This is a genomic window from Mycobacterium sp. 1274761.0 (assembly GCF_001668615.1).
Lineage (GTDB): Bacteria > Actinomycetota > Actinomycetes > Mycobacteriales > Mycobacteriaceae > Mycobacterium.
In genome coordinates this window covers 18,161-40,937 of the sequence record NZ_LZMC01000019.1, presented here as the reverse complement: position 1 = coordinate 40,937, position 22,777 = coordinate 18,161, and the positions used below count along the sequence as shown (strand labels likewise).

Annotated in this window: 28 protein-coding genes; 16 read left to right on the top strand and 12 right to left on the bottom strand. The window is 66.3% G+C overall.

Features of this window, described 5'->3' with window-relative positions; all coding sequences use genetic code 11:
- Positions 1–2 precede the first annotated feature (2 nt).
- Positions 3–1,109, top strand: a complete 1,107-nt coding sequence (locus A5651_RS02365; RefSeq protein WP_066975173.1) for a glycosyltransferase — start codon at positions 3–5, stop codon at positions 1,107–1,109.
- 69 nt (positions 1,110–1,178) lie between these two features.
- Positions 1,179–1,832, top strand: coding sequence for an HAD family hydrolase (locus tag A5651_RS02360; RefSeq protein WP_066975171.1), 654 nt, complete (start codon positions 1,179–1,181; stop codon positions 1,830–1,832).
- Here the strand turns inward: A5651_RS02360 and A5651_RS02355 are convergent.
- Positions 1,829–3,109 carry a cytochrome P450 gene (locus A5651_RS02355; RefSeq protein ID WP_066975169.1) on the bottom strand — a complete coding sequence of 427 codons (1,281 nt, stop codon included), beginning with the start codon at positions 3,107–3,109 and terminating at the stop codon, positions 1,829–1,831. The genes A5651_RS02360 and A5651_RS02355 overlap by 4 nt on opposite strands.
- 75 nt (positions 3,110–3,184) lie before the next feature.
- On the opposite strand from A5651_RS02355, the gene A5651_RS02350 reads away from it, so the two are divergent.
- Positions 3,185–5,110: an NAD(P)/FAD-dependent oxidoreductase gene (locus A5651_RS02350; protein ID WP_066975167.1), complete on the top strand. Its 1,926-nt coding sequence runs from the start codon at positions 3,185–3,187 to the stop codon at positions 5,108–5,110.
- A gap of 15 nt (positions 5,111–5,125) precedes the next feature.
- Here the strand turns inward: A5651_RS02350 and A5651_RS02345 are convergent, their stop codons facing one another.
- Positions 5,126–5,629, bottom strand: coding sequence for a nuclear transport factor 2 family protein (locus A5651_RS02345; RefSeq protein WP_066975165.1), 504 nt, complete (start codon positions 5,627–5,629; stop codon positions 5,126–5,128).
- Positions 5,630–5,735: 106 nt separating this feature from the next.
- Between A5651_RS02345 and A5651_RS02340 the strand changes: the two genes are divergently transcribed.
- Positions 5,736–6,698 (top strand): alpha/beta hydrolase, encoded by a 963-nt coding sequence (locus A5651_RS02340; protein WP_066975163.1) that lies wholly within the window; start codon positions 5,736–5,738, stop codon positions 6,696–6,698.
- Positions 6,699–6,862: 164 nt separating this feature from the next.
- Positions 6,863–7,273: a hypothetical protein gene (locus A5651_RS02335; RefSeq protein ID WP_066975161.1), complete on the top strand. Its 411-nt coding sequence runs from the start codon at positions 6,863–6,865 to the stop codon at positions 7,271–7,273.
- Between the two features lie 59 nt (positions 7,274–7,332).
- Here the strand turns inward: A5651_RS02335 and A5651_RS02330 are convergent, their stop codons facing one another.
- Positions 7,333–7,791, bottom strand: a complete 459-nt coding sequence (locus A5651_RS02330) for an SRPBCC family protein (RefSeq protein WP_066975159.1) — start codon at positions 7,789–7,791, stop codon at positions 7,333–7,335.
- 109 nt (positions 7,792–7,900) lie between these two features.
- Here A5651_RS02330 and A5651_RS02325 point away from each other — a divergent pair, with 109 nt between their 5' ends.
- Together A5651_RS02325 and A5651_RS02320 are read left to right on the top strand one after the other, a co-directional pair.
- A complete protein-coding gene (locus A5651_RS02325) occupies positions 7,901–8,407 on the top strand; it encodes a redoxin domain-containing protein (protein WP_066975157.1) in 507 nt (168 codons plus the stop codon).
- A gap of 12 nt (positions 8,408–8,419) precedes the next feature.
- On the top strand, positions 8,420–9,334 hold the full coding sequence (locus A5651_RS02320) for a cytochrome c biogenesis CcdA family protein (protein ID WP_066975155.1): 915 nt from the start codon (positions 8,420–8,422) through the stop codon (positions 9,332–9,334).
- On the opposite strand, the gene A5651_RS02315 is transcribed toward A5651_RS02320, so the two are convergent.
- Positions 9,282–9,617 (bottom strand): hypothetical protein, encoded by a 336-nt coding sequence (locus A5651_RS02315; protein WP_066975444.1) that lies wholly within the window; start codon positions 9,615–9,617, stop codon positions 9,282–9,284. The genes A5651_RS02320 and A5651_RS02315 overlap by 53 nt on opposite strands.
- A gap of 66 nt (positions 9,618–9,683) precedes the next feature.
- On the opposite strand from A5651_RS02315, the gene A5651_RS26350 reads away from it, so the two are divergent.
- From A5651_RS26350 to A5651_RS02305, 3 genes are all read left to right on the top strand, one after another.
- Positions 9,684–10,127 (top strand): antibiotic biosynthesis monooxygenase family protein, encoded by a 444-nt coding sequence (locus A5651_RS26350; RefSeq protein ID WP_082943545.1) that lies wholly within the window; start codon positions 9,684–9,686, stop codon positions 10,125–10,127.
- Positions 10,124–10,372, top strand: coding sequence for a hypothetical protein (locus tag A5651_RS02310; protein ID WP_066975153.1), 249 nt, complete (start codon positions 10,124–10,126; stop codon positions 10,370–10,372). The genes A5651_RS26350 and A5651_RS02310 overlap by 4 nt, the downstream gene beginning before the upstream one ends.
- A 104-nt stretch (positions 10,373–10,476) precedes the next feature.
- Positions 10,477–11,427, top strand: coding sequence for an esterase family protein (locus A5651_RS02305; RefSeq protein ID WP_066975151.1), 951 nt, complete (start codon positions 10,477–10,479; stop codon positions 11,425–11,427).
- Position 11,428: 1 nt separating this feature from the next.
- On the opposite strand, the gene A5651_RS02300 is transcribed toward A5651_RS02305, so the two are convergent.
- Positions 11,429–12,346, bottom strand: coding sequence for a helix-turn-helix domain-containing GNAT family N-acetyltransferase (locus A5651_RS02300; protein ID WP_066975149.1), 918 nt, complete (start codon positions 12,344–12,346; stop codon positions 11,429–11,431).
- 152 nt (positions 12,347–12,498) lie between these two features.
- On the opposite strand from A5651_RS02300, the gene A5651_RS02295 reads away from it, so the two are divergent.
- Complete coding sequence (locus A5651_RS02295; RefSeq protein ID WP_066975442.1) at positions 12,499–13,383, top strand: cyclopropane mycolic acid synthase family methyltransferase; 885 nt, start codon at positions 12,499–12,501, stop codon at positions 13,381–13,383.
- Between the two features lie 27 nt (positions 13,384–13,410).
- Here the strand turns inward: A5651_RS02295 and A5651_RS02290 are convergent, their stop codons facing one another.
- Positions 13,411–13,647, bottom strand: a complete 237-nt coding sequence (locus A5651_RS02290; protein WP_066975147.1) for a hypothetical protein — start codon at positions 13,645–13,647, stop codon at positions 13,411–13,413.
- Positions 13,644–15,128: an MFS transporter gene (locus tag A5651_RS02285; RefSeq protein WP_066975440.1), complete on the bottom strand. Its 1,485-nt coding sequence runs from the start codon at positions 15,126–15,128 to the stop codon at positions 13,644–13,646. The genes A5651_RS02290 and A5651_RS02285 overlap by 4 nt, the downstream gene beginning before the upstream one ends.
- Before the next feature lie 83 nt (positions 15,129–15,211).
- Here A5651_RS02285 and A5651_RS02280 point away from each other — a divergent pair, with 83 nt between their 5' ends.
- Positions 15,212–15,769 (top strand): hypothetical protein, encoded by a 558-nt coding sequence (locus A5651_RS02280; RefSeq protein WP_066975145.1) that lies wholly within the window; start codon positions 15,212–15,214, stop codon positions 15,767–15,769.
- Between the two features lie 37 nt (positions 15,770–15,806).
- Here the strand turns inward: A5651_RS02280 and A5651_RS02275 are convergent, their stop codons facing one another.
- The 5 genes from A5651_RS02275 to A5651_RS02255 all read right to left on the bottom strand — a co-directional run bounded on the left by A5651_RS02275 (position 15,807) and on the right by A5651_RS02255 (position 18,752).
- On the bottom strand, positions 15,807–16,184 hold the full coding sequence (locus A5651_RS02275) for a thiol-disulfide oxidoreductase DCC family protein (RefSeq protein WP_066975143.1): 378 nt from the start codon (positions 16,182–16,184) through the stop codon (positions 15,807–15,809).
- Positions 16,181–17,239: an agmatinase gene (speB, locus tag A5651_RS02270; RefSeq protein ID WP_066975141.1), complete on the bottom strand. Its 1,059-nt coding sequence runs from the start codon at positions 17,237–17,239 to the stop codon at positions 16,181–16,183. Before speB ends, A5651_RS02275 begins: the two co-directional genes overlap by 4 nt.
- A gap of 45 nt (positions 17,240–17,284) precedes the next feature.
- Positions 17,285–17,752 carry an SRPBCC family protein gene (locus A5651_RS02265; RefSeq protein WP_066975139.1) on the bottom strand — a complete coding sequence of 156 codons (468 nt, stop codon included), beginning with the start codon at positions 17,750–17,752 and terminating at the stop codon, positions 17,285–17,287.
- Entirely contained in the window at positions 17,749–18,087 is a 339-nt protein-coding gene (locus A5651_RS02260; RefSeq protein ID WP_231988508.1) for a helix-turn-helix transcriptional regulator, read from the bottom strand. The genes A5651_RS02265 and A5651_RS02260 overlap by 4 nt, the downstream gene beginning before the upstream one ends.
- An 86-nt stretch (positions 18,088–18,173) precedes the next feature.
- A complete protein-coding gene (locus A5651_RS02255) occupies positions 18,174–18,752 on the bottom strand; it encodes a DUF2867 domain-containing protein (protein WP_066975135.1) in 579 nt (192 codons plus the stop codon).
- Positions 18,753–18,789: 37 nt separating this feature from the next.
- On the opposite strand from A5651_RS02255, the gene A5651_RS02250 reads away from it, so the two are divergent.
- From A5651_RS02250 to A5651_RS02235, 4 genes are all read left to right on the top strand, one after another.
- On the top strand, positions 18,790–19,416 hold the full coding sequence (locus A5651_RS02250) for a TetR/AcrR family transcriptional regulator (RefSeq protein WP_197496511.1): 627 nt from the start codon (positions 18,790–18,792) through the stop codon (positions 19,414–19,416).
- A 25-nt stretch (positions 19,417–19,441) separates the two neighbouring features.
- Positions 19,442–20,380 carry a threonine/serine dehydratase gene (locus A5651_RS02245; RefSeq protein ID WP_369803904.1) on the top strand — a complete coding sequence of 313 codons (939 nt, stop codon included), beginning with the start codon at positions 19,442–19,444 and terminating at the stop codon, positions 20,378–20,380.
- A gap of 201 nt (positions 20,381–20,581) precedes the next feature.
- Complete coding sequence (locus A5651_RS02240; RefSeq protein WP_066975129.1) at positions 20,582–21,922, top strand: hypothetical protein; 1,341 nt, start codon at positions 20,582–20,584, stop codon at positions 21,920–21,922.
- 605 nt (positions 21,923–22,527) lie between these two features.
- On the top strand, positions 22,528–22,758 hold the full coding sequence (locus A5651_RS02235) for an MbtH family protein (protein WP_066975127.1): 231 nt from the start codon (positions 22,528–22,530) through the stop codon (positions 22,756–22,758).
- The last annotated feature ends 19 nt before the right edge of the window (positions 22,759–22,777 follow it).

Below are 22,777 nucleotides of genomic sequence, written 5' to 3'. Positions count from 1 at the left end.
GCATGCGCGTAGTTCAGGTCGCCAACTTCTACGGCCCCCGTTCAGGCGGCCTGCGCACGGCCGTCGACCGCCTCGGGGCGGAATATAGCGCCGCCGGCCACGAGGTGTTTCTCATCGTGCCGGGCCAGCATCGCGAATGGGTCGGCCTCCACTCCGGCGTCATGCGGATATCGCTGCCCGCCAGGCTGATTCCGTTGACCGGCGGATATCGCGCGGTGTTGCCGCGACCGGTGACACACCTGCTCGAACACCTGGCCCCGGACGCCATCGAGGTGTCCGACCGGCTCACCCTGCGCTCGCTCGGACGGTGGGGCAGGCGACACGACGTCGCCACCGTGATGATCTCGCACGAGCGGCTTGATCGCCTTGTCGGACAGATCCTTCCGCGCCGTGTGGCCCGCAGCATCGCCGACTTCGCAAACCGGAGAACCGCCGCGGACTACGACGCGGTGGTGTGCACCACGGCGTTCGCCCGAGCCGAGTTCGACCGCATCCATGCACCGAACGTGCTCACCGTGCCACTCGGCGTCGACCTCGAGCAGTTCCACCCGCGCCGCCACTCTCGAGCGGTGCGGCAACGGTGGGCCCGCCACGAACAGACCCTGCTGGTCCACTGCGGACGCCTTTCAGTGGAAAAGCACGCCCACCGCAGCATCGACACCGTTGCGGCGCTGCGCGATTCAGGGGTCGACGCCCGCCTGGTCGTCGTCGGGGAGGGGCCGTTGCGGGCGCGGTTGGAGCGTCAGGCCGCCCGGCTGCCGGTGCACTTCACCGGCTACGTCGGCTGTCGCGACACGGTGGCGACCATCCTGGCGTCCGCCGATGTGGCGCTGGCCCCCGGCCCGCACGAAACATTCGGCCTCGCCGCGTTAGAAGCTCTTGCCTGCGGCACACCCGCGGTCGTGTCGCGGACCTCGGCGCTGGCCGAGATCCTCACCACCGACAGCGGCGCGACGGCCGACAACGATCCGCACGCGATCGCCCGCGCGGTGTCGTCGGTCATCGAGAAGCCGGAGCCGCTGCGGCGCAGCAACGCCCGGCGCCGCGCCGAGCAGTTCACCTGGGCCAGGGCAGCGGCGGGCATGCTCGGAGCGTTCGGCGCGCGGTAGGCGCCGGCCCGGTGGCGTTTAACCGACGTCTGTCGTGGGCATGCGGAAGCGGTGTCTGATGCTCCCGCGATGCTGTTCGACATCGACGGCACCCTGGTCGATTCCAACTATCTGCACGTCCACGCCTGGACACGAGCGTTCGCCGAGGAAGGAATCCCTGTGGAGGCCTGGCGGATTCACCGCTGTATCGGCATGGATGGCACCCAGCTCTTGCAGTCGCTGTCGGGGGATGCCGACGAGGACGCCCAGAAGCGGGTCAAGGATCGGCATCTGCGTTATCTGAAGGAGTCCGCCCCCTTGCTGCGACGTCTTCCCGGCGCACGCGAACTTCTGGAACAGATTCGGTCGCGCGGACTTCAGGTGGTGCTGGCTAGTTCGTCAAGTGAGGAGGAGCTTGCGCTGTCGCTACCCGTCCTTGACTGCGACGATCTGGTGGCGGCCACCACGTCGTCGAAGGACGTCGATGTCGCCAAGCCCGAGCCGACCATCATCGAGGTGGCACTCGACCGTGCCGGCGTGGACGCCGACCGTGCGGTGTATGTGGGTGACGCCGTATGGGACATCGTCGCCTGTGGCCGCGCCGGGGTGCGCGCCATCGGGCTTCTCAGCGGTGGCGTATCCGCGGCCGAACTCGAAAAGGCCGGTGCCGAAGCGGTTTTCGAGAATCCCGGGGACCTGGCCGACCACCTGGACGACACCTCCGTCGCGGCGTTGACCGCCTAGGGGGGTGTCCAGGCGACGGGTAGCCGTTTGATGCCGTGGATGAAGGCCGACTGCAGCCGGTCGGGTTCCTCGGTCGCTGTGAGGTCGGGCAGCCTGCGGTGCAGTTCTGAGAATGCGACGGTGATCTCCCGCCGCGCCAGGTTCGCGCCGAGACAGAAGTGGGCCCCGCCGCCGCCGAACCCGACGTGCGGGTTCGGATGGCGACGCACGTCGAAGCGCCACGGATCGGCGAACTTCGATTCATCGCGGTTGGCTGACCCGTACCACAGCGTGACCTTGTCGCCGGCCGCCATCGTCACACCGCCCAACTCGACGTCGCGGGTGGTGGTGCGGCGCATGTAGGCCACCGGCGAGGCCCACCGCACAATTTCCTCGACCGCTGTCGGCGCCACCTCGTCGTAATTGCTCCACCACTCGTCGCGCTGCTCCGGGTAGCGGCTGAGCGCCAGCACCCCGTGGCTGATGGCGTTGCGGGTGGTCTCGTTGCCGGCGACAACCAGCAGGATGAAAAACGAGGCCACCTCGGCGGAGGTGAGCCGTTCACCGTCGAGTTCGGCCTGCACCAGGCTGGTGGTCAGATCGTCGCCGGGTGATGATCGCCGGTCCTCGGCCAGCGCCGTGGCATACGCCCCGATGTCGACGGCCACCTCGAAGAACTCTTTGAAGTCGGTTGCGATGTCGGGATCGCCGAAGCCAAGGATGACGTTGGTCCAATGGAAGACCCGCTCGTGGTCCTCCTCAGGGATGCCCATCATGTCGCAGATGATCTGCAGCGGCAGGGGACCGGCGAGGTCGGCGACGATCTCGCCTTTCCCGTCGGGATGAGCGTCGATCATCTCTGAAATCAGCCGCCGGGCCCGGTCCCGCACCGAATCCTCGATGAGCGCGAGCACGCGGGGGGTGAACGCACTGCGGACGATGTTGCGCAGCCGGGTGTGGCGCGGGTCGTCCATCGCGATCATCGAGCCGAAGTACTCGGCCAGCTCGGGGTTCTGGTCGCCGATCGTGATGCCGGCGGCCGAGCTGAAGATTTCCGGGTGCCTGCTGGCGTAGAAGACGTCGTCGTGGCGGGTTACGGCCCAGTGACCGGCGCTGGGCGTGAAATTGCCGCCGACGAACGACTCGTGGTAGGTCGCCGGTGCCTCGCGCCGCAGCGTCGCGAACGTGCCGTCGCGGATATCGTCGTCCAGGCCCCAGAAATCCCAGGAGCTGAGGTCGATGTCGGCCAGCGGCACATCGGGAGGGGGAGTCCCGTTCAGCCTGGTCGCGATGCCCACACGGGAAGTCTACGACCGCCGGTCGTCTCGACAATCGCCTGCGCACACGAAGACGGCCGTGGTAGCACTTTCCTCGTGCGCAACCCACATGCCGGCCAACCGTTTACGACCACCGACGAGCAGATCGCCGAGGCGCTGCTCGACGTCAGCATCCCGACCCTGATGCTGTCTCTGGTGCACATGTCCGGTGACGCCGAGTTGATCCGCGGCGACCTGCGTCCCGCCGGAATCTTCCTCAACGAGGTGCAGGGGTTCATGTCCGAGGAGGACAAGGCCGCCGTACGCAAGATCGCGCTGGAGGTCATCGCCGACTACCGCGACCGCGGCTGCCCCGACCCGGAACCCGTCAGCCCCGAACTATTGCACGAGATGATGCAGTGGCTGGTGTGTGAGCCCGTCCCCGAGGAATACGTGCCGATGCTGCTCGAGGAGATGGAGCTCGACGGCCGAGACGCCAGGGCCCGGCCGCCGCTGGCGACGGCGGCGCGAAACGAGTTCCCCGTCGTCGTCATCGGCTGCGGCGAGTCCGGCCTGCTGGCCGGAATTCGCCTGAAGGAGAGCGGGATCCCGTTCACCATCATCGAGAAGAACGCCGGCGTCGGTGGTACCTGGTACCAGAACACGTACCCCGGTGCGCGGGTCGACGTGCCGAATCACTTCTACTGCTACAGCTTCGAACCCACCGATCAGTGGACGCACTTCTTCGCCGAACAACCCGAACTCCAGGCCTATTTCGAACGCGTGATGGACAAGCACGGCATCCGCCCGCACGTGCGGTGGGAAACCGAGGTGACGGAGGTGCTGTGGGATGACGAGACCGCCACGTGGACGGTGCGGGCCCGCGACCGTAACGGGACGACGACCGAGTTGTCGGCGCGGGCGGTGATCACCGCTGTGGGCCAACTCGACCGGGCCCACATCCCGACCATCGAGGGCCAGCAGGACTTCGCTGGGCCGTCGTTCCATTCCAGCGCGTGGGACCACTCGGTGGACCTCCGCGGCAAGCGTGTCGCGATGATCGGCGCGGGGGCCAGCGGCTTCCAGATCGCGCCCACCATCGCACCGGACGTCGAAGCGCTCACCGTGTTCCAGCGCACCGCGCAGTGGATGTTCCCGAACTTGGGTTACCACGACGAAGTGGGCCCCGGCGTGCAATGGGCGTTGCGGCACTTGCCGTTCTACGGCCGCTGGTACCGCTTCCTGTTGTTCTGGCCGTGGTGTGACAAGGGGTTCGACGTGGCCCGCGTCGACCCGGACTACCCAGATCAGCAGAGAGCCGTCAACGAGGTCAGCGACGCCGCGCGGATCATGTTCACCGAGTGGATCACCAGCAAGGTCGGCGACGACCCCGACTTGCGCGCCAAGGTGGTGCCCGACTATCCGCCGACCGGCAAGCGCACGTTGCAGGACAACGGGAGTTGGCTGCAGACGCTGACCCGTGACAACGTGGAACTGGTTCGGACCGGCATCGACCACATCGAGTCCGACGCGATCGTCACCCGCGACGGGACCCGGTATCCGGCCGACGTCATCGTGTATGCCACCGGATTCGAGCACACAAAGCTGTTGTGGCCCATGACCATTCGCGGCCGCAACGCAGAATTGCTCGCCGAGCGCTGGGGCGAGCGGCCGTCGGCGTATCTGGGTATCACGATTCCGGGCTACCCGAACTTTTTCTGCATGAACGGCCCTGGCACCTGGCTGGCCAGCGGCGGCAGCCTGATTTTTCACTCCGAGTGCCAGATGCGTTACATCACACAGTGTTTGGAAATGCTGATCCGCGGCGGGCACACCACCATGGAGCCGACAGCCGAGAAGACCGAGGACTGGCATGAACGCAGTCAGGCCGAGATGCGCACGCTGGTGTGGTCACAGCCGTCGATCAAGCACTCCTATTTCAAGAACTCGCACGGCGAGGTGCACACGCTGAGCCCGTGGCGTCTCGTCGACTACTGGGGCTGGACCCGCACGCCGGACCCCGCCGACTTCGTCTTCGGCTGAACCGTTTCGCGAAGATCAGTCCAGTTGCCAGCCCATGTTGTTGGCGAAGGTGCGGCCGTCGTCAGACAGCGTGCCGAGCTCGTGGCTTCGCTTGACGTACTCCTGCACCATCACCATGAAGTTCATCGGGTTGTAAGCGTCCTCTTCATAACTCCATTTGCCGTCGCCCGCGTATTTGAGAACGGTTATGACGGGCGACTCATAGATGCTGCCGTCGCCGGGGTCTCTCATCCGGTTCGGGATCCTGGCGATGACCCAGCCCAGTTCCTCGTCAATCGCATACCACTCGCAGGGAAAGAACGGCATCTCGCTGCCGGGGAACATGTTCATCGTCGAGGAGATCCACTCGCGGATCTCCTCTCGCCCGCTGCGATTGCCCATCCCGTGCTCGATATAACAGGCGTCCTCGGTGAATTGGTCGGCATAGCGCGCCCAGTCCCATGACTCGGCAATCTCGACGACGGCCTTCTCGTAGTCGTGAAAGGCTTTCTCGAGCTCCGCGCGTGACCATTGACCCATCGCCCGACTCCTTCGGCTCGCAGCGCAAACGCCGAACTCGTTCTACCAAATCGCGTTCGTCACGTGGGGTGAATTCGATTGCGGCGCCGCCCGATACTGTCACTGCATGGCGTTGCGTCTCGACCCTGCGGTCTACACCGAGCTGACGGCGGTGCTGCAAGCTCTCGGAAAGACGGAAGTTTCGCCGGTCGGCGATGTCGAGGGCCGGCGTAGGAGCGGCCATCGGATGCTGGATCTCGTCGCGGCCAAGACATCCCTGCCCGGCGGGGTGGCCACCCAAACGTTCTCGGTACCCGCGGGTGACGGCACGGCGCGACCTGCGACGTGGTACCGACGCACAACAGCGGATCAACCCGGAAGCGCCGCGCTGTACATCCACGGCGGCGGGATGATCTTCGGTCTCGAACACGTCGGCGGGATAACCGATCTCGTCGTGCGCGATTATGTCGCGGCGTCCGGCGTGCCGATGCTTGTCATCGATTACCGCATCGCACCCGAGCACCCGCACCCCACCCCGGCCGAGGACTGCTATGCGGCGCTGACGTGGCTGGCCGAGCAGGCTGCCGCCTTGGGCGTCGATCCCACCCGGCTGGCAGTGATGGGCGACAGCGCCGGCGGCGGGTTGGCCGCCGCGATCTGTCTGATGGCGCGCGACCGCGGCGGGCCAGCGGTCGCGCAGCAACTGCTGATCTATCCGATGCTCGACGACCGTCCGGCGGTGCCCGACCCGCTGTTGCTGCCGTTTCTCACCTGGACCTACGACGACAATCTGACCGCCTGGGGCGCACTGCTGGGCGATCAGGCCGGCTGCGAGGGCGTCTCGCCGTACGCCGCGCCGGCCCGCGCCTCCGACCTCGAAGGGTTGCCCGACACCTATATCGACGTCGGCGACCTCGACCTCTTCCGTGATGAGGACATCGCCTACGCCCGCCGGCTCGCAGATGCGGGGGTGCCCACCGAGCTGCATGTCCATCCGGGCTGCCCGCACATCTTCGAGACGGTGGCGCGTGGGGCTGATGTGTCCCGACGCGCCTTGGTCGACCGCATCCGCCGGCTTCGCGCGTTGTAGGCGTCGGTGAAAGTAACGATCAGTTAGTTCTCCTCGATAACGAGATTGGGGTCAGGGCTTGCGCTCGACGCGCGTCCTGCAAGCACGGGAATGAACAGTGTCGCTCCGGCGTCGATGAGGTGGGAACGATTCGGCGCCAGCGTCACCCCAGCGAGGAGTTGAGGATGAAACTCACCAAGTCACTGGTCAACGCGATGGTGGTGGCAGCGCTCGGTTTCGGGGCCGCCGGGCTGGGAACGGGCGTGGCAACCGCCAAACCAGGACACGATTTCGACCAGCCGTGCTTCCCGTTCTGTGAGAACCGCGGCTGGAACGACTTCGAGCACGCCGGCCGCGGCGACTGGGACAAGGGCCCCTGGTGGGCCAACAACCGGCACGACTGGTGGGACGACCGCAAGGGTTCGCCGCCATGGGGCTGGGGTCCGCCGCCGGCCTATCACTGGCCAGGTGGTCCACCGCGGCCGTTCAACTACTGGGGCTACGACGTCACGCCGGAATGGAATATCGGGTTCCACCAGTGGGGCATCTGGCTGTTCGGTCTGTGGATCCCGATCATCGGGATCGGCGTGACCTGATCAGTCGAATGCGATGCGACGACTGCCGCCCTGCGCCACGCAGGGCGGCCGGTTGCCGGCTACGTGGATGACTCGACAGCGGCCTTGATCCGTTCCAGCGTCTTGCGCATATCGCGCTTGTTGCGACGGGTGCGAAGCTGGCCACCGAGCACCGCGAACAGCTTGGTGAAGAGGCTGTCGTTCATCCGGAACGACTCGGTGACGTCGGTGCCGTTTTGGGTGGGCGTGAACAGGTAGTGCCAGTTGTTGACGGGCCGCTCGCCGACGAGGACCTCGAAGCCGAATTCCCGGCCCGGTTCACATGCGGTGACCCGGCACGTTGTCCAGTAGACGGGACCGATCTCGTTGCGCCGCACGTGTCCACGAAACCGTGCTCCCAACGCGGGACCGGTCACACCGTCCAGCCATTCGGCCTCGATGACCTCCGGCGAGAACTTCCCGGTGTTGCGGACATCGGCAACGATGTTCCAGATCTCGTCCGCCGGTGCTGCCATGGGAACCGTCACCGATGCCTGCATGTCGTCCTCCTGTATGGGATCGGGCTGAACCGCAGACCGAACGCATCCGTACTACCTAGTGTCAAACCATACGTATGTCCGGCGCAGACCGGGCCCAGGGAGGAGCGTCATGATCTGTCGTTTACCCCGTGTGATCAGATCGCTGGCCATCGCCGTGGCTGCGGCGACAGTCGCCCTTGCGCTGAGCGGCCCACCGGCGGCGCTGGCCGACGACCGTCTCGATTTCACCGGCACCACGTTGAGCGGGGCGTCGTTCAACGGGTCGTCGTTGCAGGGCAAGCCTGCCGTGTTGTGGTTCTGGACGCCGTGGTGCCCGTTCTGCAACGCCGAGGCCCCCTCGGTGAGCAGCGCGGCCGCCGCCAATCCGAAGGTGACGTTCGTCGGGGTGGCCGCACACTCGGACGTCGCGGCCATGCAGGGGTTCGTGTCGAAGTACAACCTCAATTTCACCAACCTCAACGACGCCGACGGCGCCATTTGGGCGCGCTACAACGTGCCGTGGCAGCCGGCATACGTGTTCTACCGCGCGGACGGCACGTCGACATTCGTGAACAACCCGACGTCGGCGATGCCCCAGCAGGAACTGCAGGAGCGGGTCTCGGCGCTGTCCACCTAGTCCGCCCGCCGAGTGCACCGGGATCTGATCGGGCTTGCCTTCGCGGCTGGGCTGGTGGCCGCGCTGAACCCGTGTGGTTTTGCGATGCTCCCGGCGTATCTCGCGCTGGTGGTGCGGGGGAGCGCCGCGGGCGCCCGTGACAACGCGGCAGTTGCCGTCGGTCGCGCCGTCGCGGCAACCGTCGCAATGTCTTTCGGGTTTCTGGCCGTGTTCGGCGCGTTCGGATTACTGACGGTGTCGCTGGCGTCGACCGTGCAGCGGTACACGCCGTATGCGACGGTGGTCGTCGGTGTCGCGCTCGTCGTGCTCGGCATCGCGTTGCTGGCAGGCCGCGAATTCTCGATTCTGCTGCCGAACCGGCTGTCCCGCAACACTTCCCGCGCCCCGACCCGCAGGCTCGGATCGATGTTCGGGTATGGGGTGGGCTATGCGATCGCTTCGCTGTCGTGCACCGTAGGCCCATTCCTCGCGGTGACGGGTGCAGCGGTGGGCGGGACCACCGCGCTCTCGAGGTTGTGGGTCTATCTCGCGTACACGGCGGGCTTCGCGCTGGTCGTGGGAGCGCTGGCCGTGGCCGTCGCGTTGGCCGGGTCAGCGCTCATCGAGCGGATGCGGCGAATCATGCCGTACGCCAACCGAATCGGCGGCGTGGTCCTGATCCTGGTCGGCCTGTATGTCGCCTATTACGGCTACTACGAAGTCCGGCTGTTCCATCTGGGCGGCAGCGCCGACGATCCCGTCGTGGCAGCCGCCGGTCGGCTGCAGGGCGCGATCGCGGGATGGGTCCACCACCACGGGGCCTGGCCGTGGATCGGGTTACTCGTCGTGGCCCTAGTGGTTACCGCAATCTGGGCGTGGCGCAGGCGGAGGGCCGCTACAGCGAGACAGTCCCGCGGAGATCTGGCCACGGCGGGCGGCGAACCATAGCCAGCGTCGCGAAGGTGACTGTGACCAGCCCGATCAACTCGCCCATCAGCGCTACCCGGGTGGCGTCGACCGCAGGGACCCACGACGCCTCGCCGTCCTTGATGACGAATACGCCGACCGGTCTGGCGCTCAGCCGAAACTGCGCGTCGTCGGCCCCCGGCCTGGAACGTCCGCGCACTTTGGCGACCGGCACCACCGTCGCGCCATCCGCGGTGTCGAAGGGTTGACCGTAAACCTGTGCGCCGGGGTCGGCGACCGATTCGAGCGTGTCTCCCAGTTTCATTGCTGTCCTTTCCGCTGCCGCGATAGCGATGAGTATCTCGGCCACGTCCGGCCTCACAGTGGAGTAGTGGGGTTTGGACCGGGTGTCGTCGCGGGACACCTCATTGTCGAACCGCGGGCGCGCGATGACTACCTGGCGGGTCGCGCAGTGGTCGTCGAGCAGGGCAGAACGGCGCCCGGCTGCTTGGATTTCGCCATCTCGGCCCAGTTGCTCGATCCGGCGCGCATCAACATTTTCGAGCGGTGGGACTCCCAGCGCGCCGTCGAGGCTTTTCGCGGAAACGGTCGGCACAGCGGACAGCTCGACGTGATCGCCTCAGCATCGGCTTCCGAATACGACGTGTCGGGCGGGCGGGATTTGACGCAGGCGCCAGCAACATCTGCTCGCGGTCAACCACCAGTTCGCGAATTCGCCACGCCTCGACAGCAACAGCGTCCTAGACTCGAAAACGCCGGCGCCGAAGTAAACGCCATCGGGCGCCCAGGTCTAGACGACGGGAGACCGCGATGACCGTCTCGTTCTCAGATCGCGCGTTCGACACCCGCGAGCCGAACCAGCCCGCCACGGTGAGCGTTCTTCTCAGAGAGCTCGGCATGGCTCACGCCTGCGTCGAGAAGCAGAGGGTTGCCCTAGGCACGTGGCTGATGATTCACGAGGCGCAACGCCCGTTGCGGATCAGCCTGCTGAAGAACGGCTACGGGCTCCTGCTGAAGCAAGTCGACGCCAAGCGCGCCAAAGCCGGCGCCCTGGCCTGACTCACTAGCCGTCGCCCCCCTCCCGTGGAGGGGCTGTAACTGGCGGTTGCCGACGCACGATAGTCCCTCTGTCGGGGGCTGGACGCACGACAGGAAGCAACGCCATGAAATTCCTCCGCCGATTTTCCTCCGCCGCATGCGCGGCAACCTTGCTCGCGGGCCTGGTCGCCGCCTTCGGTGGCTCCCCGACAGCGACCGCGGCACCCGAGATGCTTGCAGTTCCGTCGGCCGCGATGGGACGCGACATCCAGGTTCAGTTCCAGGGCGGCGGCCCGCACGCGGTGTATCTGCTCGACGGGCTACGCGCGCGGGACGACCGCAACGGCTGGGACATCGAAACCGGCGCGTTCGGCTGGTTCGACGGATCCGGAGTCTCGGTGGTGATGCCCGTAGGCGGGATGTCGAGCTTCTACACCGACTGGTACCGGCCCGCGGTCGGCAACGGCACCACGCAGACCTACAAGTGGGAGACGTTCCTGACATCGGAACTTCCAGGGTGGTTGGCGGCCAACAAGGGCGTCAGCGCGTCCGGTAACGCGGTGGTCGGAGTGTCGATGTCCGGGGGAGCGGCCCTGGTGCTCGCCGCATACCATCCGAACCAATTCGTCTATGCCGGATCGCTTTCCGGATTCTTGAACACCTCAGACCGGCTATGGCCGGTGCTCATCGGCGTAGCGATGGCCGATGCCGGCGGCTTCAACGCTCTTGACATGTGGGGCCCGTACGGCGGTCCGGCGTGGCAGCGCAACGACCCGATGCTGCAGATCGGGCGACTGGTCGCCAACGGCACCCGCATCTGGGTCTACAGCGGCAACGGCAACCCGACGGATCTCGACGCCGGGCTGGGCAACGCGGCGATCCCCGCTCAGTTCCTCGAAGGGCTGACGATCAACACCAACAAGGCCTTTCAAGCCCGCTACGAACGCGCCGGCGGCCGCAATGGCGTGTTCAACTTCCCGCCGAACGGCACCCACAGCTGGGGCTACTGGGGCGGTCAGCTACAGGCCATGAAGCCCGACATTCAGCGGGTGCTCGGGGCCGCGCCTGCCGCCTGATCTACAGGTCGCGCGACCAGTACTCGCCGACCAGATCGGCGCCGAAGCTGTTGTGTGGTTCACGTCGATCGAGCCGGAAACCGGCCCGCTCATAGATCCGCCGGGCCGCGGTCAGGACATCGTTGGTCCACAACACGATTCGCCCATAGCCGGAGCGCCGGGCGAACCGCAGGCATTCGTCGACGAGGCGGGTCCCCACGCCTGCGCCTCGCGCCTGCGGTTCGACCAGCAGCAGACGCAGCTGGGCGGTGCCGGGCTCGTCGGCGGCCGTGCAGAAGACACAGCCGACCCGCTCGCCGTCGAGTTCGGCGATCCAGGCGGCCTGCGGCGGAGTGTCGCGGCGGTCTGCGAAGTCGGCGACGACGCGGGCGACCAGGGCCTCGAATTTCACGTCCCAGCCGTACTCGGCGGCGTAGCGGGCGCCGTGGCGTTCGACGACCCAACCGAGGTCGCCGGGTTCGGGTGCGCGCAGCACTAGACCCGACGGCGCGTGCTTGTCGTCGAGCATCCGGCGAATGCGGCCCATCGCCGTCACCAGCTGACTGCGTTGGTCGGTGTCGAGGGGAGCGACCAGCTGGTCGATGGCGTCGGCCTGCAGCGTGTCCAGCGTCGCGAACGCCGCGTTGCCTGCCTCGGTAAGCGACACCAACCTGCGGCGCGCGTCGTCCTGCGACGGCCGCCGCTCGACGAGGCCGTCGGCGATGAAGCGGGACAGAATCCGGCTCAGGTACCCGGCGTCGACGTCGAGGACGCGACGCAGGTCCGCCACCGCCGTCTGCCCGCTCTGCGCCAGTTCGAACAGGACGCGGGCCTCGGTCAGGCCGAAGTCCGAGCCGGCCAGCTTCGGTTGCAGGAGGCCGAGCACGCGTGTGTAGAACCGGTTGAAACCCCGCACTTCAGTGACGGTCGACAAGGCCATAGTTGACAGCGTCAACAAATTACTTGACTTTGTCAATTATGCCGACGAGGGTATTTCCGGCCGGACCCGTTATCCTCGACGCAGCCACCGTCGGCCGAGCGCCCGTGCCGACCGTGCCTGGAGAAATCACCAAATCGCCGAAAGGCAGCACCTTGCCAGAAACACCGACGGACACTCCCAACCTGCAGCCGCACTTCGACGACGTCCAGGCGCACTACGACCTGTCCGACGACTTCTTCCGGCTCTTCCTCGATCCGACCCAGACCTACAGCTGCGCCTACTTCGAGCGCGACGACATGACGCTCGAGGAAGCCCAGATCGCCAAGATCGACCTGTCCTTGGGCAAGCTCGGGCTGCAGCCCGGGATGACGCTCCTCGACGTCGGCTGCGGCTGGGGCGCGACGATCAAGCGTGCGATCGAGAAGTACGACGTGAACGTCGTCGGACTGACGCTGAGCCGCAACCAGCAGGCCCACGTGCAGAAGGTGCTCGACGGCTTGGACAGCCCCCGCAACAAGCGGGTGCTGCTGCAGGGCTGGGAGCAGTTCGCCGAGCCGGTGGACCGCATCGTGTCGATCGGCGCCTTCGAGCATTTCGGCCGCGACCGCTACGACGACTTCTTCAAGATGGCCTACGACGCGCTGCCGGCCGACGGGCTGATGATGCTGCACACCATCGTCAAGCCCAGCGACGAGGAGTTCAAAGAGCGCGGGCTGCCGATCACGATGACCAAGCTGCGGTTCTTCAAGTTCATCATGGACGAGATTTTCCCCGGTGGTGATCTGCCCCAGGTGAACGTCGTCGAGGATCACGCCGCCAAGGCGGGCTTCGGCGTGAAGCTGGTCCAGCCGCTGCGGCTGCACTACGCGCGCACGCTCGACCACTGGTCAGCTGCGCTCGAATCGCGGAAGGACGAAGCGATCGCGATCCAGTCGCAGGAGGTCTACGACCGGTACATGAAGTACCTGACCGGTTGCGCGGACCTCTTCCGCGAGGGCTACACCGACGTCTGCCAGTTCACCCTGACCAAAGGCTAGATCCGCTCGGTAACCCGAGCCGCCGAATCAGCGGCCGAACCTGCGCCACAACCGCAGCGGCAGAAGCCCGATCAACGGCGCCCGCTTGCCCAGATCGTTTGCATCGCGACGGTTGAAAGCCGCGGCGTAACGCCGCGCATCCTCGGGGCTGTCGTAATCCTTGGCGCCCGCGTCTTCTCCGCAGCGGTCGCATTCCCACCGCATCGTGCGCCCGTCGACGCGGAAGGCCGGCCGGTGCCCAAAGATTCTGCACGCCACCGTCATTGACCGGCCCGCTCGGGTTGCTGTTGCTCGACGGGGTCCACTGTGGTCAGCGGTAAGGCAAGGTCTTCAAGCCGCTGTCCCTCGGCCTTCACTCCCCAGATCAGTTCAACGACGCCAGCCAGTGCCATCACCGCCGCACCGATCAGGAAGGAGAGCATGCACGTGGTGCGGACCCCGGATTCGATAAGCTGCCCGAACAGCAGCGGTCCGGTGATGCCGCCGGCTGCCGTGCCGACCGCGTAGAAGAACGCGATCGCCAGCGCGCGCGTCTCCATCGGGAAGATCTCGCTGACGGTGAGATAGGCCGCGCTCGCACCGGCGGACGCCAGGAAGAAGCAGACACCCAGTACCACCATGAACAACCAGAGGCCACCGGCTTCGCTCACGAACACCGCCGAAAGCACCACAGCTACGGCCGCGGATCCGAGGTAGGACAGGGAAATCATGGCCTTGCGGCCCACGGTGTCGAAGAACCGGCCCAGCACGATCGGGCCGAGGAAGTTGCTCGCCGCCCACAGCGCGTAGAAGATCGGCACCGTGCCGGACGCAACGGCGTAGAACCCGCTCAACAGCGTGCCCAGGTTGAAGGTGACGCCGTTGTACAAGAACGCCTGCCCGATGAACAACGCCAGACCCAATATGGCCCGCCTCGGGTAGCGGCTGAAGGCGACCTTGGCGATCTCCCGGAACGGAATGTTCTTGCGCTGCCGGATCGTCAGGCGACGCCCCTCCGGCTCCGGAAGCACCTGGGCTGTCTCGCCTTCGACCTCCTGCTCGATCTGCGTGACGATGCGTTCGGCTTCCTCTTCGCGCCCATGGATGAACAGCCACCGCGGGCTTTCCGGAACGTGGCGTCGGACAACGAGAACGACGAGCCCGAACACCGCGCCGATGCCGAATGCGAACCGCCAACCCATGTCCATCGCGAAGAGCGACGTGTTCAGCAGAAGCAGCGCGCCGGCGGCTCCCACGGCGGCGCCGAGCCAGTACGACCCGTTGATGATGAGGTCGACCCGGCCACGCACCCGCGCCGGGATCAATTCGTCGATCGCCGAGTTGATAGCGGCGTACTCACCGCCGATTCCGGCGCCCGTGAAGAACCGGGCGAGGAAGAAGTACCACGGCGCGAACGCGAAAGCCGTTGCAACAGTGGCCGCCAAGTACACCATGAGCGTGAGCATGAACAACTTCTTGCGGCCGAACCGGTCGGTCAGCTGACCGAAGAACAGAGCGCCCAGGCAGGCGCCTGCGACGTATATGGCGGCGGCGACGCCGATTTCGCTCGCGGTGAGTTCGATGCCGCTGCCCGCTTCGGTCAGCCGAGACGCCACATTGCCGACCATCGTCACCTCGAGCCCGTCGAGGATCCAAACGCCGCCGAGGCCGACGACAACGCGCCAGTGAAACCGCGACCACGGCAACCGGTCCAGTCGGGCAGGAATGTGGGTTTCGATCGTGCCCGTCTGAACCTTGCCGCCCATGCCGCCTCCTCGCGAGCGCACCACCACGCTGGCGGGGGAGTACCCAGGCCCTCGGTCGTTTAGACCGGCGTAGATTTCGCCCTATGGAGGGCGCAGACGGTGGATGGCTGCGGTCCTCGGCTGCCAGGGCGTTGATTCTCGCGGCGCTGTGCCTGTCGCTGGTTCTGGGCGTCGTGTTCGTCGTCGTCGGGGCGGGGGACAGTCCCGGTATCGGCGCGCCCGCCTCACCGATGACCGATGAGGAGGCGACTGGCCAGGTGATGGATTCGGCACGGCAGGTCGTCGACGTTGCCGCACTGAAACGCGTCAACGGCACGTCGGTGTTCTTGTCCTGTACGAGCCTGCACGACCCGCCGTACCAGGCCGCGGTCTATCTCAACTTCGCGCTGCCCGAGAAGAATCCCGCCGCCTACATCCGCGAGGTGGGTAACGCGATGCTGGCTCACGGCTGGCAAAAGGCACCGGCGATGGGTGAGCACTTCGGTGCGAAGCTGATCAAAGATGGTGTCACCGCGACGTTTCACGAGAACCTGGACGACTCGCGGTTCGGAACCATGCGCCTCTATGGGGAATGCCGCAACACCAGCGATCACCGCAACGACAACCCGGCCTTCACCGACATCACCGATCAGATCACCTGAGGTGCAGGCTTACTGGAGAGTGCGCGCTCACCGCGCGTTAACAGGCTGACGGATGCGATTCGCAGTACGGCGTCGTGCCGGGAAAGCGGTAACGGTGGTCGGCCACCCAGCGGTAGACGGCGTTCTGGATAGCCCTGAGGCCGGGAACCCGGTAGACAAGCAACGGAATTCGGGTCCCGAGGGCCGCCGACAGCGCCGCGTTCGCGGCCTCGGCCCCGCCGTACACGTGGCCGGAGGAGTCCAGCCACCAAATCTGTGTCATCACCTGTTCCCGCGAGATGCCCAGCCGTTCCGCCAGCCCGGGCTGCTGTAGGGTTTCGGTCGTCACCTCACCCGTGCGATTGAACTTCAGCAGCAGATCTCTTGAGCGCGTGCACATCCCGCATGCGCCGTCGAAGAACAACACGCCTTTCATCTGTTGGCTCCTTTCCCATAGGCGGGCGGTCCTGGCGGCGGCGGGTCTGGCGAGGCATCGCGGCGCCGCGCCGCCATGCCGGCGAGCGCCTCGAAGACGACGCGGTGCGCGGCGTTCACGGTGAGCTCGGCGTGGTCGTAGGCGGGCGCGACCTCGACCACGTCGACGCCAACGACGTCGTGCTCATAGCAGAGCTGACGCACCATTCGAAGCAGGTCAGCGCTGGTGACACCGCCCGGCTCGGGCGTCCCGGTGCCGGGGGCGTGTGCGGGGTCGAGCACGTCGATATCAACCGACACGTATAGCTTCTCGGCCTTGGCCAGCGCTTCGTCGACCGCGTCGCGCATGACATCTTTGAAGCCGCGTTCCCAGATCTCCTGCATGGTGTGCCACGTCATGCCCTGCTCGAGCATCCACTCGAAGGTTTCCTGCGGCGGCCAGTAACCGCGCAGGCCAACCTGGACGAAGTGGGTACCGGGCACCGCACCCGACTCGATCAGCCTGCGCATCGGGGTGCCGTGACTGGCCAGATTGCCGTCGATGATGTCGGCGGTGTCGGCGTGCGCATCGAAGTGCACGATCCCGATGTTGCCGTATCCGTGCACATCGGCGACGGCCGTGGCGGCGGGCCAGCTGATCGAATGGTCGCCACCCAGTATGACCGGCACGATGCCGCGCGAGGCCACCGCGTGCACGCGCTCGCGAATGTTCTTGTGCGACAGCTCGGTCAGTCCGTGGGGGCAAAAGGCGTCACCGAAGTCGATTACCTCCAGCCAGTCGAAGATCTCCAGGCCGTAATCCATGTGATAGGTGCCCGGTTCGTAGGCCGTCGCCCTGATTGCCCGTGGTCCGAACCGGGCGCCGGGCCGGTTGGTCGTCGCCACGTCGAACGGTGCACCGACGATCGCGACGTCGGGCCGCCAGGATTCGAGTTGTTCAACCTCGGTCAGGAAGGGGCGGTGGCCGAACGACGCCAGACCCGAATACGACAGGTCGAGCTGCTCGGCCAGGCCCGGCGGCAGATCCCGCTGCGGCTCGCCGTCGCAATCGCCCATATGCGCGACAGTACCGTCCGGCGCGCGATTGGGGCGATACCGCGGCTACCCGGCGGCGAACTCCGCGAAGCGCTTGAGCCCCGAGCCCCAGCCCTCCGCTGCGCCGACTGCGTCTGCCATGCCCTGACCGCCCTCACCGAGCCGCCAGAAATCCTTGTGCACCACAGTGACTCGTGTTCCGTCGCCGTCCGGAGCGAACGACACCGATACCCGCGACGCCTTGTCGACGTCGGTCTCCAACTGCCAGGTGCCGGTGATCATCCACGCAAAGGTGAAGCCGGCAGGGGGATCCCATTCGGTGACCTGACCCCAGACCGACTCGCTGCCGTCTTCGCAGCTGTCGTAAATCCGTCCGCCCACTCGTGGTTCCACGGTCATCGCCACAACCGGAGATGTCGCGAGATGGTGCTCCTCGGGCCACCATTCGACCATGCGGTTGGTGAAGAGGTCGAACGCCCGCTCCGGTGTGGTGGCAACGGTGACCTCGCGGCGGACATCGGTGATCGTGGTCATTTTTCGTCTCCTGCATCGTTGGGCTGGGTATAGGCGCCTTCGCGTTCGACAAACGAGGCGAAGGAGGACAGCGCATCGCGCCACATGACATCGAGCCACTGCCGTAGCACCTCGAAGCCATCAGTGGACACGGTGTAGACGCGACGGGTGCCCTCGGCGTGGCACGTCACGACGCCGGCGTCTTTGAGGATCTTCAGGTGCTGCGAGACTGCCGGCCGGCTGATCGGCAGCCGGTCGGCGATCTCCTGAACCGACGACGGCTTGCGGCGCACCAGGTCCAGCACGTCCCGCCGAGTCGAATCGGCGAGCGAGTCCAGGACCATTCCGTAAGTCACCACTTACCGTTGATATCAGCTTACGGAGCGGCCGTCAAGGGTCTCTCGTCTGCGATGCGAACGCGTCGAGGTCGTGGCCGCCCCGGCTACCGATAGGCTGTCCGCGAGAGCCATTGCCGGCCAATCCGTTTCAGCATTTGCGGGTACACGATCCCGTAGCGAAACGGCGTGATGAACGCCATGTAGGCGTGCCCGAGCATCCCGTTGGGCTTCACCAAGATCGCCATCTGGCCTCGGTAGCCGCCATCGTCGTCCGGTACCCAGCCGAGGTGGATGACGCCGTGCACGGTTTCGTTGATGAGTTCGGCGGCCCACTCGTCCTCGAGTTGGTAGAGGGGAGTGAAGCCCATCGGCGGCCTCACCATCGAGGGGCAGGCGCGCAGATCATCGGGCAACCTCCGGCGCAGGCTCGGTCTCGTGGGATTCTCAGCGGGCCGATCCCACCCCAAGACCGTGCCGAGGGCCTGCCGGATCGCGAATAGTGTTGAAACTAGTGAGAATCGTCGCCGCTGCGCGTCGAACGACTCCATCACCGACAGCAGCCGAGGGAAGTCGTCCCGGCCACCGGGTGTCGGCAAGGCCCATACGTCCTCCAGCCGGAAATCCCGGGTGAGCTCGTGGATGCGCCACGGCCGTGAAATGTGCGCGCCGCTGGGAAGTTTCATCGCACGCCTCCTCCAGTACCGACGCTAACATACATACATGCACGTATCTATGCGCGAATCTCAGAGCCGGCCGCGGACGCAGGCCGAACGTCGCGCGCGTACCCGGGCCGCACTACTGGAAGCCGGAGCGAAGGGCTTTTCGCGCTACGGCTACGGCAACCTCGTGCTCGAGAAGGTTGCGGCCGATGCCGGATACACCCGCGGAGCGCTGTATCACCTGTTCAGGGGCAAAGAAGAGCTCGCGGTCGCCGTCGTGGACTGGGTCGCCGAGCGCTGGGAGCGGGAAGTGTGGGAGCCCGCGCAGCGCATGACGACACCCGTCGACGTCCTCGTCGAGCTTGGACGCGGTCACATCGTGTTCTGCCGCCGCGACATCGCCCGGGTCATGATGTCGTTGCGGGTGGAGTTCGACGGCCTCGAGCACCCCGTCGGCGCCAAGGTCGCCGCCATCGGTAAAGACCTCGCGGCCAGATTCGGCGCCGTCATCGCCGCCGGCAGACGGGACGGCTCCATACCGCCGGGTCCGCCCGCGAAGACGCTGGGGGCAGCGGTCACCGCCGCCGTCGAGGGGCTCGCCATTCATCTGGCGGGCGCCCCACATGACGAGATGATGGCGGGACGCTTGGTGTGCGGGCTGTTGGGCGTCAACGCCGACCGGCCGTGACGAGCACACTGAACCCGTGCAGCTGATCGACTATGCCGACATTCAAGCGGCGGCCGAACGCATTGCGGGCGACGTCATCCGAACCCCGCTCATTCCGGCGCTGTGGGCCGACGCCGAGCGGCCGTTGTGGATCAAGCCGGAGAACCTGCAGCCGGTCGGGGCATTCAAGATCCGCGGCGCGTTCAACGCGATCGGAGCGCTGACCGATGCCGAACGGACCCGCGGCGTGGTGACCTACTCCAGCGGCAACCACGCGCAGGCGGTCGCCTATGCGGCGGCGGCGCACGGCATCGAAGCCCACATCGTCATGCCGCGCGAGACGCCGCAGGTGAAGATCACGGCCACCCGTGACCAGGGTGCCCACGTCGTCCTGTGCGGCCCGGGGGAGCGTGAGGAGGTGGCAGCCGAGGTGTTGAAACACACGCACGGCGTGCTGATACCGCCGTTCGACCATCCCGACGTCATCGCGGGGCAGGGCACCATCGGCCTGGAGATCGCCGACGACCTTCCCGAGGTGGCCAATGTGCTGGTACCGGTCAGCGGCGGCGGTCTGGCGTCCGGGGTCGGTACCGCGATTCGAGCGAGGTGCCCGCAGGCAAAGGTCTTCGGCGTCGAACCCGAGCTGGCGGCCGACACCGCAGAAGGCCTCCGACGGGGCAGGCGGGTGGACTGGCCGATCGAGGACCGCAACCGCACCATCGCCGACGGCTTGCGGTCGCAGCCGTCGGCGCTGACGTTCGCGCACCTTCAAAAGGTTCTTGACGACGTGATCACGGTGTCGGAGAACGAGATTCGCGCCGCGGTTCGAGAGTTCGCGCTGTCCGCCCGCCTCGTCAGCGAGCCCAGCGGCGCGGTGGCGTTGGCCGCATATCGACACGGCACGACGCCGCCCGGCCCGACCGTGGTCGTGTTGTCCGGCGGCAACGTCGATCCTTCGGCGCTGGCCGCCATCGTGAGCGGCTGAGCTCCCCGCAACTTTTCTAGGTTTGCTAATTCCTTATTCGTCCGCATCCTCAATGGGCTACCCGGAAGGGCCGATTTGCTCGGCATCGCATATGCGCCGAGGACGAAGGTCCGGCGGAGTTCTCGTCTCGAAATCCATGTAGTCTCAGCCCGTCAAGTGATCATGACCACGCCCATATAGAGGCGTCCCGAGGGGGTGCGGATGGACGCGGTGCTCGGACTGTCGATGACTCCGACCACCGTTGGACTCGTCCTCGTTGAAGGCCAGGACGCCGACGGCGCCACCATGGACAAGGACGAATTCGCGGTGCACGACCGCGGCCTGGTCAGCGCCGTGAACACCTCCGAGAAAGCCGCGGCGGCCGTCATGCGCACCGAGGCGATCGCGGCGGCGCGCGGCCACCGCCTTCACTCCATCGGTGTCACGTGGAGCGAGGACGCCGATACCGAGGCGTCGCTTCTGCTGGAGTCGCTGTCGGAATCGGGATTCGACAACATAGTGGCGGTCCGCCTTCCCGAAGCCACCGAAGCCCTGGCGCGCGGCATCGCGAGAGTCATCGGCTACGAGATCACCGCGGTCTGTGTCATCGAACCCGATGAGGTCGTCGTGCTCGTGGTCGACATGGCCGACGGAGCGGTGCAGACCGCGGTCAACCACACCGTCAACACCGACGAGGACCTCGCCCGTTGGTTGAGCGCGATCTTCGCCCAGGCCGAGTGGCAACCCGAGGCGCTGGTTCTGGTCGGCTCGGCCAGTGACTTGGAGGCGATCACGCCGCACCTCGAAGACGTGCTTGCCGTCCCGGTGTTCGTGCCGGCGGAAGCTCAGCTGGCCCTTGCCCGGGGCGCGGCGATCGCGTCGACCCACGGGCCCGACTACTTCTTCGACCGGGAGGGCACCCATTCCGGCCGCATGCCGACCGGTCCCCAGCAGTCCGTGCTTCCTCGTTTCGGCGCCGCCGGAGTCATGCTCGGCGTCGGTGTGGTGACCTTCGTGGTGTCGGGGTCATTGGCGATCGGGTTGCAGCTGACGTCGGGCTCCAGCGCGAAACCGGCCGAAAAGCCGCCTGCGGCAAGCACATCGGAAGCGTCCACTGCGGAGAAGGCCGTCCAGCAAGAGCCGGCCGCTCCGCCGTCGGTCGAGGCCGCACTTCCCGCGCCGCCGCCGCCCGCGGAGCCCTCGCCGCCGCCGGTGTACGGAGTCGAACCGGTCCCGATCGCCGATCCCGTGCAGCCCGAGGCGCCTGCGCCCGACGCGCTGACACCAGTCGACGGTTCGGTGCCCGAAGGTGCGATCGCCGCCAACGGGGGTGTGCCCCTGCCGCCGGGGATCACCGACCCGGCCCCCGGCCTGGTCCCGGCCCCTGTCACGCCCGTACCCGAGCAGAAGCCCGGAATTCTACGGCGGCTCAAAGAGAAGATCGCAGGCATCGGGGAGCCAGACGTACCCGCGCAGGCGCCCGTCGAGGTGGCGCCGCCACCGCAGGATGCACCACTGGTGCCGCCGGCGGCGGAGGCGCCTCCGGCGCCACCGGCTGGGTAAGTGCCCATACAGTTCCGGCGGGCTCTTTCTCCGATCGCCTTTCACCTGCCCATAGCCTGCGGCGGAGTACTATTCGCTGAACTTCGCCTCATGGGCACTTGAGAACTCAGCGCTGTTCACGGCGCAGTGCTGTCTACACCCAGTCTGTAGACGAGCAACAAGCTCCAGATGGCGTCTGCCACCACGACATCCATCCGCTGACCGTCGTCCTAACAGCATCGGCTTGCATGCAGGTTGCAGACCGGGGAGTGCGAACGATGCATTAAACTGGGAGTGGATGTCACAGAGCCGTCCACCCACCACAACTGGGTCCTTCACAAGTCGGTCAGCCAATACCCCCGGCCCGTCAAGGCATCGTCGGCATTGGGCATGGTTTTCAGAATCCGACTCGTGCACCACGCTGCTGGACTCAACCTCTTGCGGTCGCCCTACACGAACAGGGAGGTTGCGGTCCCCCAACATCGCACGCCGGACCATTTGCTGGCTTGCTACCGACAGCGGCTGCAGGGCACGCCAGAAAACTTTGCCGAAACCCTGATTTACCGAGAGCGCCTTCAGTAAGGTTTGGACGGTTCACCTCATTTCAACGAAAGCTCAGGAGGATTGTGAGCGTCAATCCGTTCGACGACGAAAACGGCACTTTTTTCGTGTTGGTCAACGAAGAGGAGCAACATAGCCTGTGGCCGACTTTCAGTGACGTTCCAGCTGGCTGGCGGGTGGTTTTCGGCGAAGCGGATCGCGCCGCATGCCTGGACTACATCGAACAAAACTGGCCCGACATTAGGCCGAGGAGTCTCCGCGAGAGGCTGGCCGAGGTGCGGGGTCCGGCTAGCTAGACCGTTCGGCCAGGGGAGC

What these genes read in the sequence shown, in the direction of transcription:
- A5651_RS02275 (WP_066975143.1), bottom strand. Translation starts at nt 16,184, where the DNA reads ATGAAAGGCGTGTTGTTCTTCGACGGCGCATGCGGGATGTGCACGCGC.
- A5651_RS02265 (WP_066975139.1), bottom strand. Translation starts at nt 17,752, where the DNA reads ATGACCACGATCACCGATGTCCGCCGCGAGGTCACCGTTGCCACCACA.
- A5651_RS02360 (WP_066975171.1), top strand. Translation starts at nt 1,179, where the DNA reads ATGCTGTTCGACATCGACGGCACCCTGGTCGATTCCAACTATCTGCAC.
- A5651_RS02345 (WP_066975165.1), bottom strand. Translation starts at nt 5,629, where the DNA reads ATGGGTCAATGGTCACGCGCGGAGCTCGAGAAAGCCTTTCACGACTAC.
- speB (WP_066975141.1), bottom strand. Translation starts at nt 17,239, where the DNA reads ATGGGCGATTGCGACGGCGAGCCGCAGCGGGATCTGCCGCCGGGCCTG.
- A5651_RS02240 (WP_066975129.1), top strand. Translation starts at nt 20,582, where the DNA reads ATGGACGCGGTGCTCGGACTGTCGATGACTCCGACCACCGTTGGACTC.
- A5651_RS02365 (WP_066975173.1), top strand. Translation starts at nt 3, where the DNA reads ATGCGCGTAGTTCAGGTCGCCAACTTCTACGGCCCCCGTTCAGGCGGC.
- A5651_RS02335 (WP_066975161.1), top strand. Translation starts at nt 6,863, where the DNA reads ATGAAACTCACCAAGTCACTGGTCAACGCGATGGTGGTGGCAGCGCTC.
- A5651_RS02330 (WP_066975159.1), bottom strand. Translation starts at nt 7,791, where the DNA reads ATGCAGGCATCGGTGACGGTTCCCATGGCAGCACCGGCGGACGAGATC.
- A5651_RS02305 (WP_066975151.1), top strand. Translation starts at nt 10,477, where the DNA reads ATGAAATTCCTCCGCCGATTTTCCTCCGCCGCATGCGCGGCAACCTTG.
- A5651_RS02280 (WP_066975145.1), top strand. Translation starts at nt 15,212, where the DNA reads ATGGAGGGCGCAGACGGTGGATGGCTGCGGTCCTCGGCTGCCAGGGCG.
- A5651_RS02290 (WP_066975147.1), bottom strand. Translation starts at nt 13,647, where the DNA reads ATGACGGTGGCGTGCAGAATCTTTGGGCACCGGCCGGCCTTCCGCGTC.
- A5651_RS02255 (WP_066975135.1), bottom strand. Translation starts at nt 18,752, where the DNA reads ATGAAACTTCCCAGCGGCGCGCACATTTCACGGCCGTGGCGCATCCAC.
- A5651_RS02325 (WP_066975157.1), top strand. Translation starts at nt 7,901, where the DNA reads ATGATCTGTCGTTTACCCCGTGTGATCAGATCGCTGGCCATCGCCGTG.
- A5651_RS02310 (WP_066975153.1), top strand. Translation starts at nt 10,124, where the DNA reads ATGACCGTCTCGTTCTCAGATCGCGCGTTCGACACCCGCGAGCCGAAC.
- A5651_RS02315 (WP_066975444.1), bottom strand. Translation starts at nt 9,617, where the DNA reads ATGAAACTGGGAGACACGCTCGAATCGGTCGCCGACCCCGGCGCACAG.
- A5651_RS02340 (WP_066975163.1), top strand. Translation starts at nt 5,736, where the DNA reads ATGGCGTTGCGTCTCGACCCTGCGGTCTACACCGAGCTGACGGCGGTG.
- A5651_RS02250 (WP_197496511.1), top strand. Translation starts at nt 18,790, where the DNA reads ATGCACGTATCTATGCGCGAATCTCAGAGCCGGCCGCGGACGCAGGCC.
- A5651_RS02300 (WP_066975149.1), bottom strand. Translation starts at nt 12,346, where the DNA reads ATGGCCTTGTCGACCGTCACTGAAGTGCGGGGTTTCAACCGGTTCTAC.
- A5651_RS02285 (WP_066975440.1), bottom strand. Translation starts at nt 15,128, where the DNA reads ATGGGCGGCAAGGTTCAGACGGGCACGATCGAAACCCACATTCCTGCC.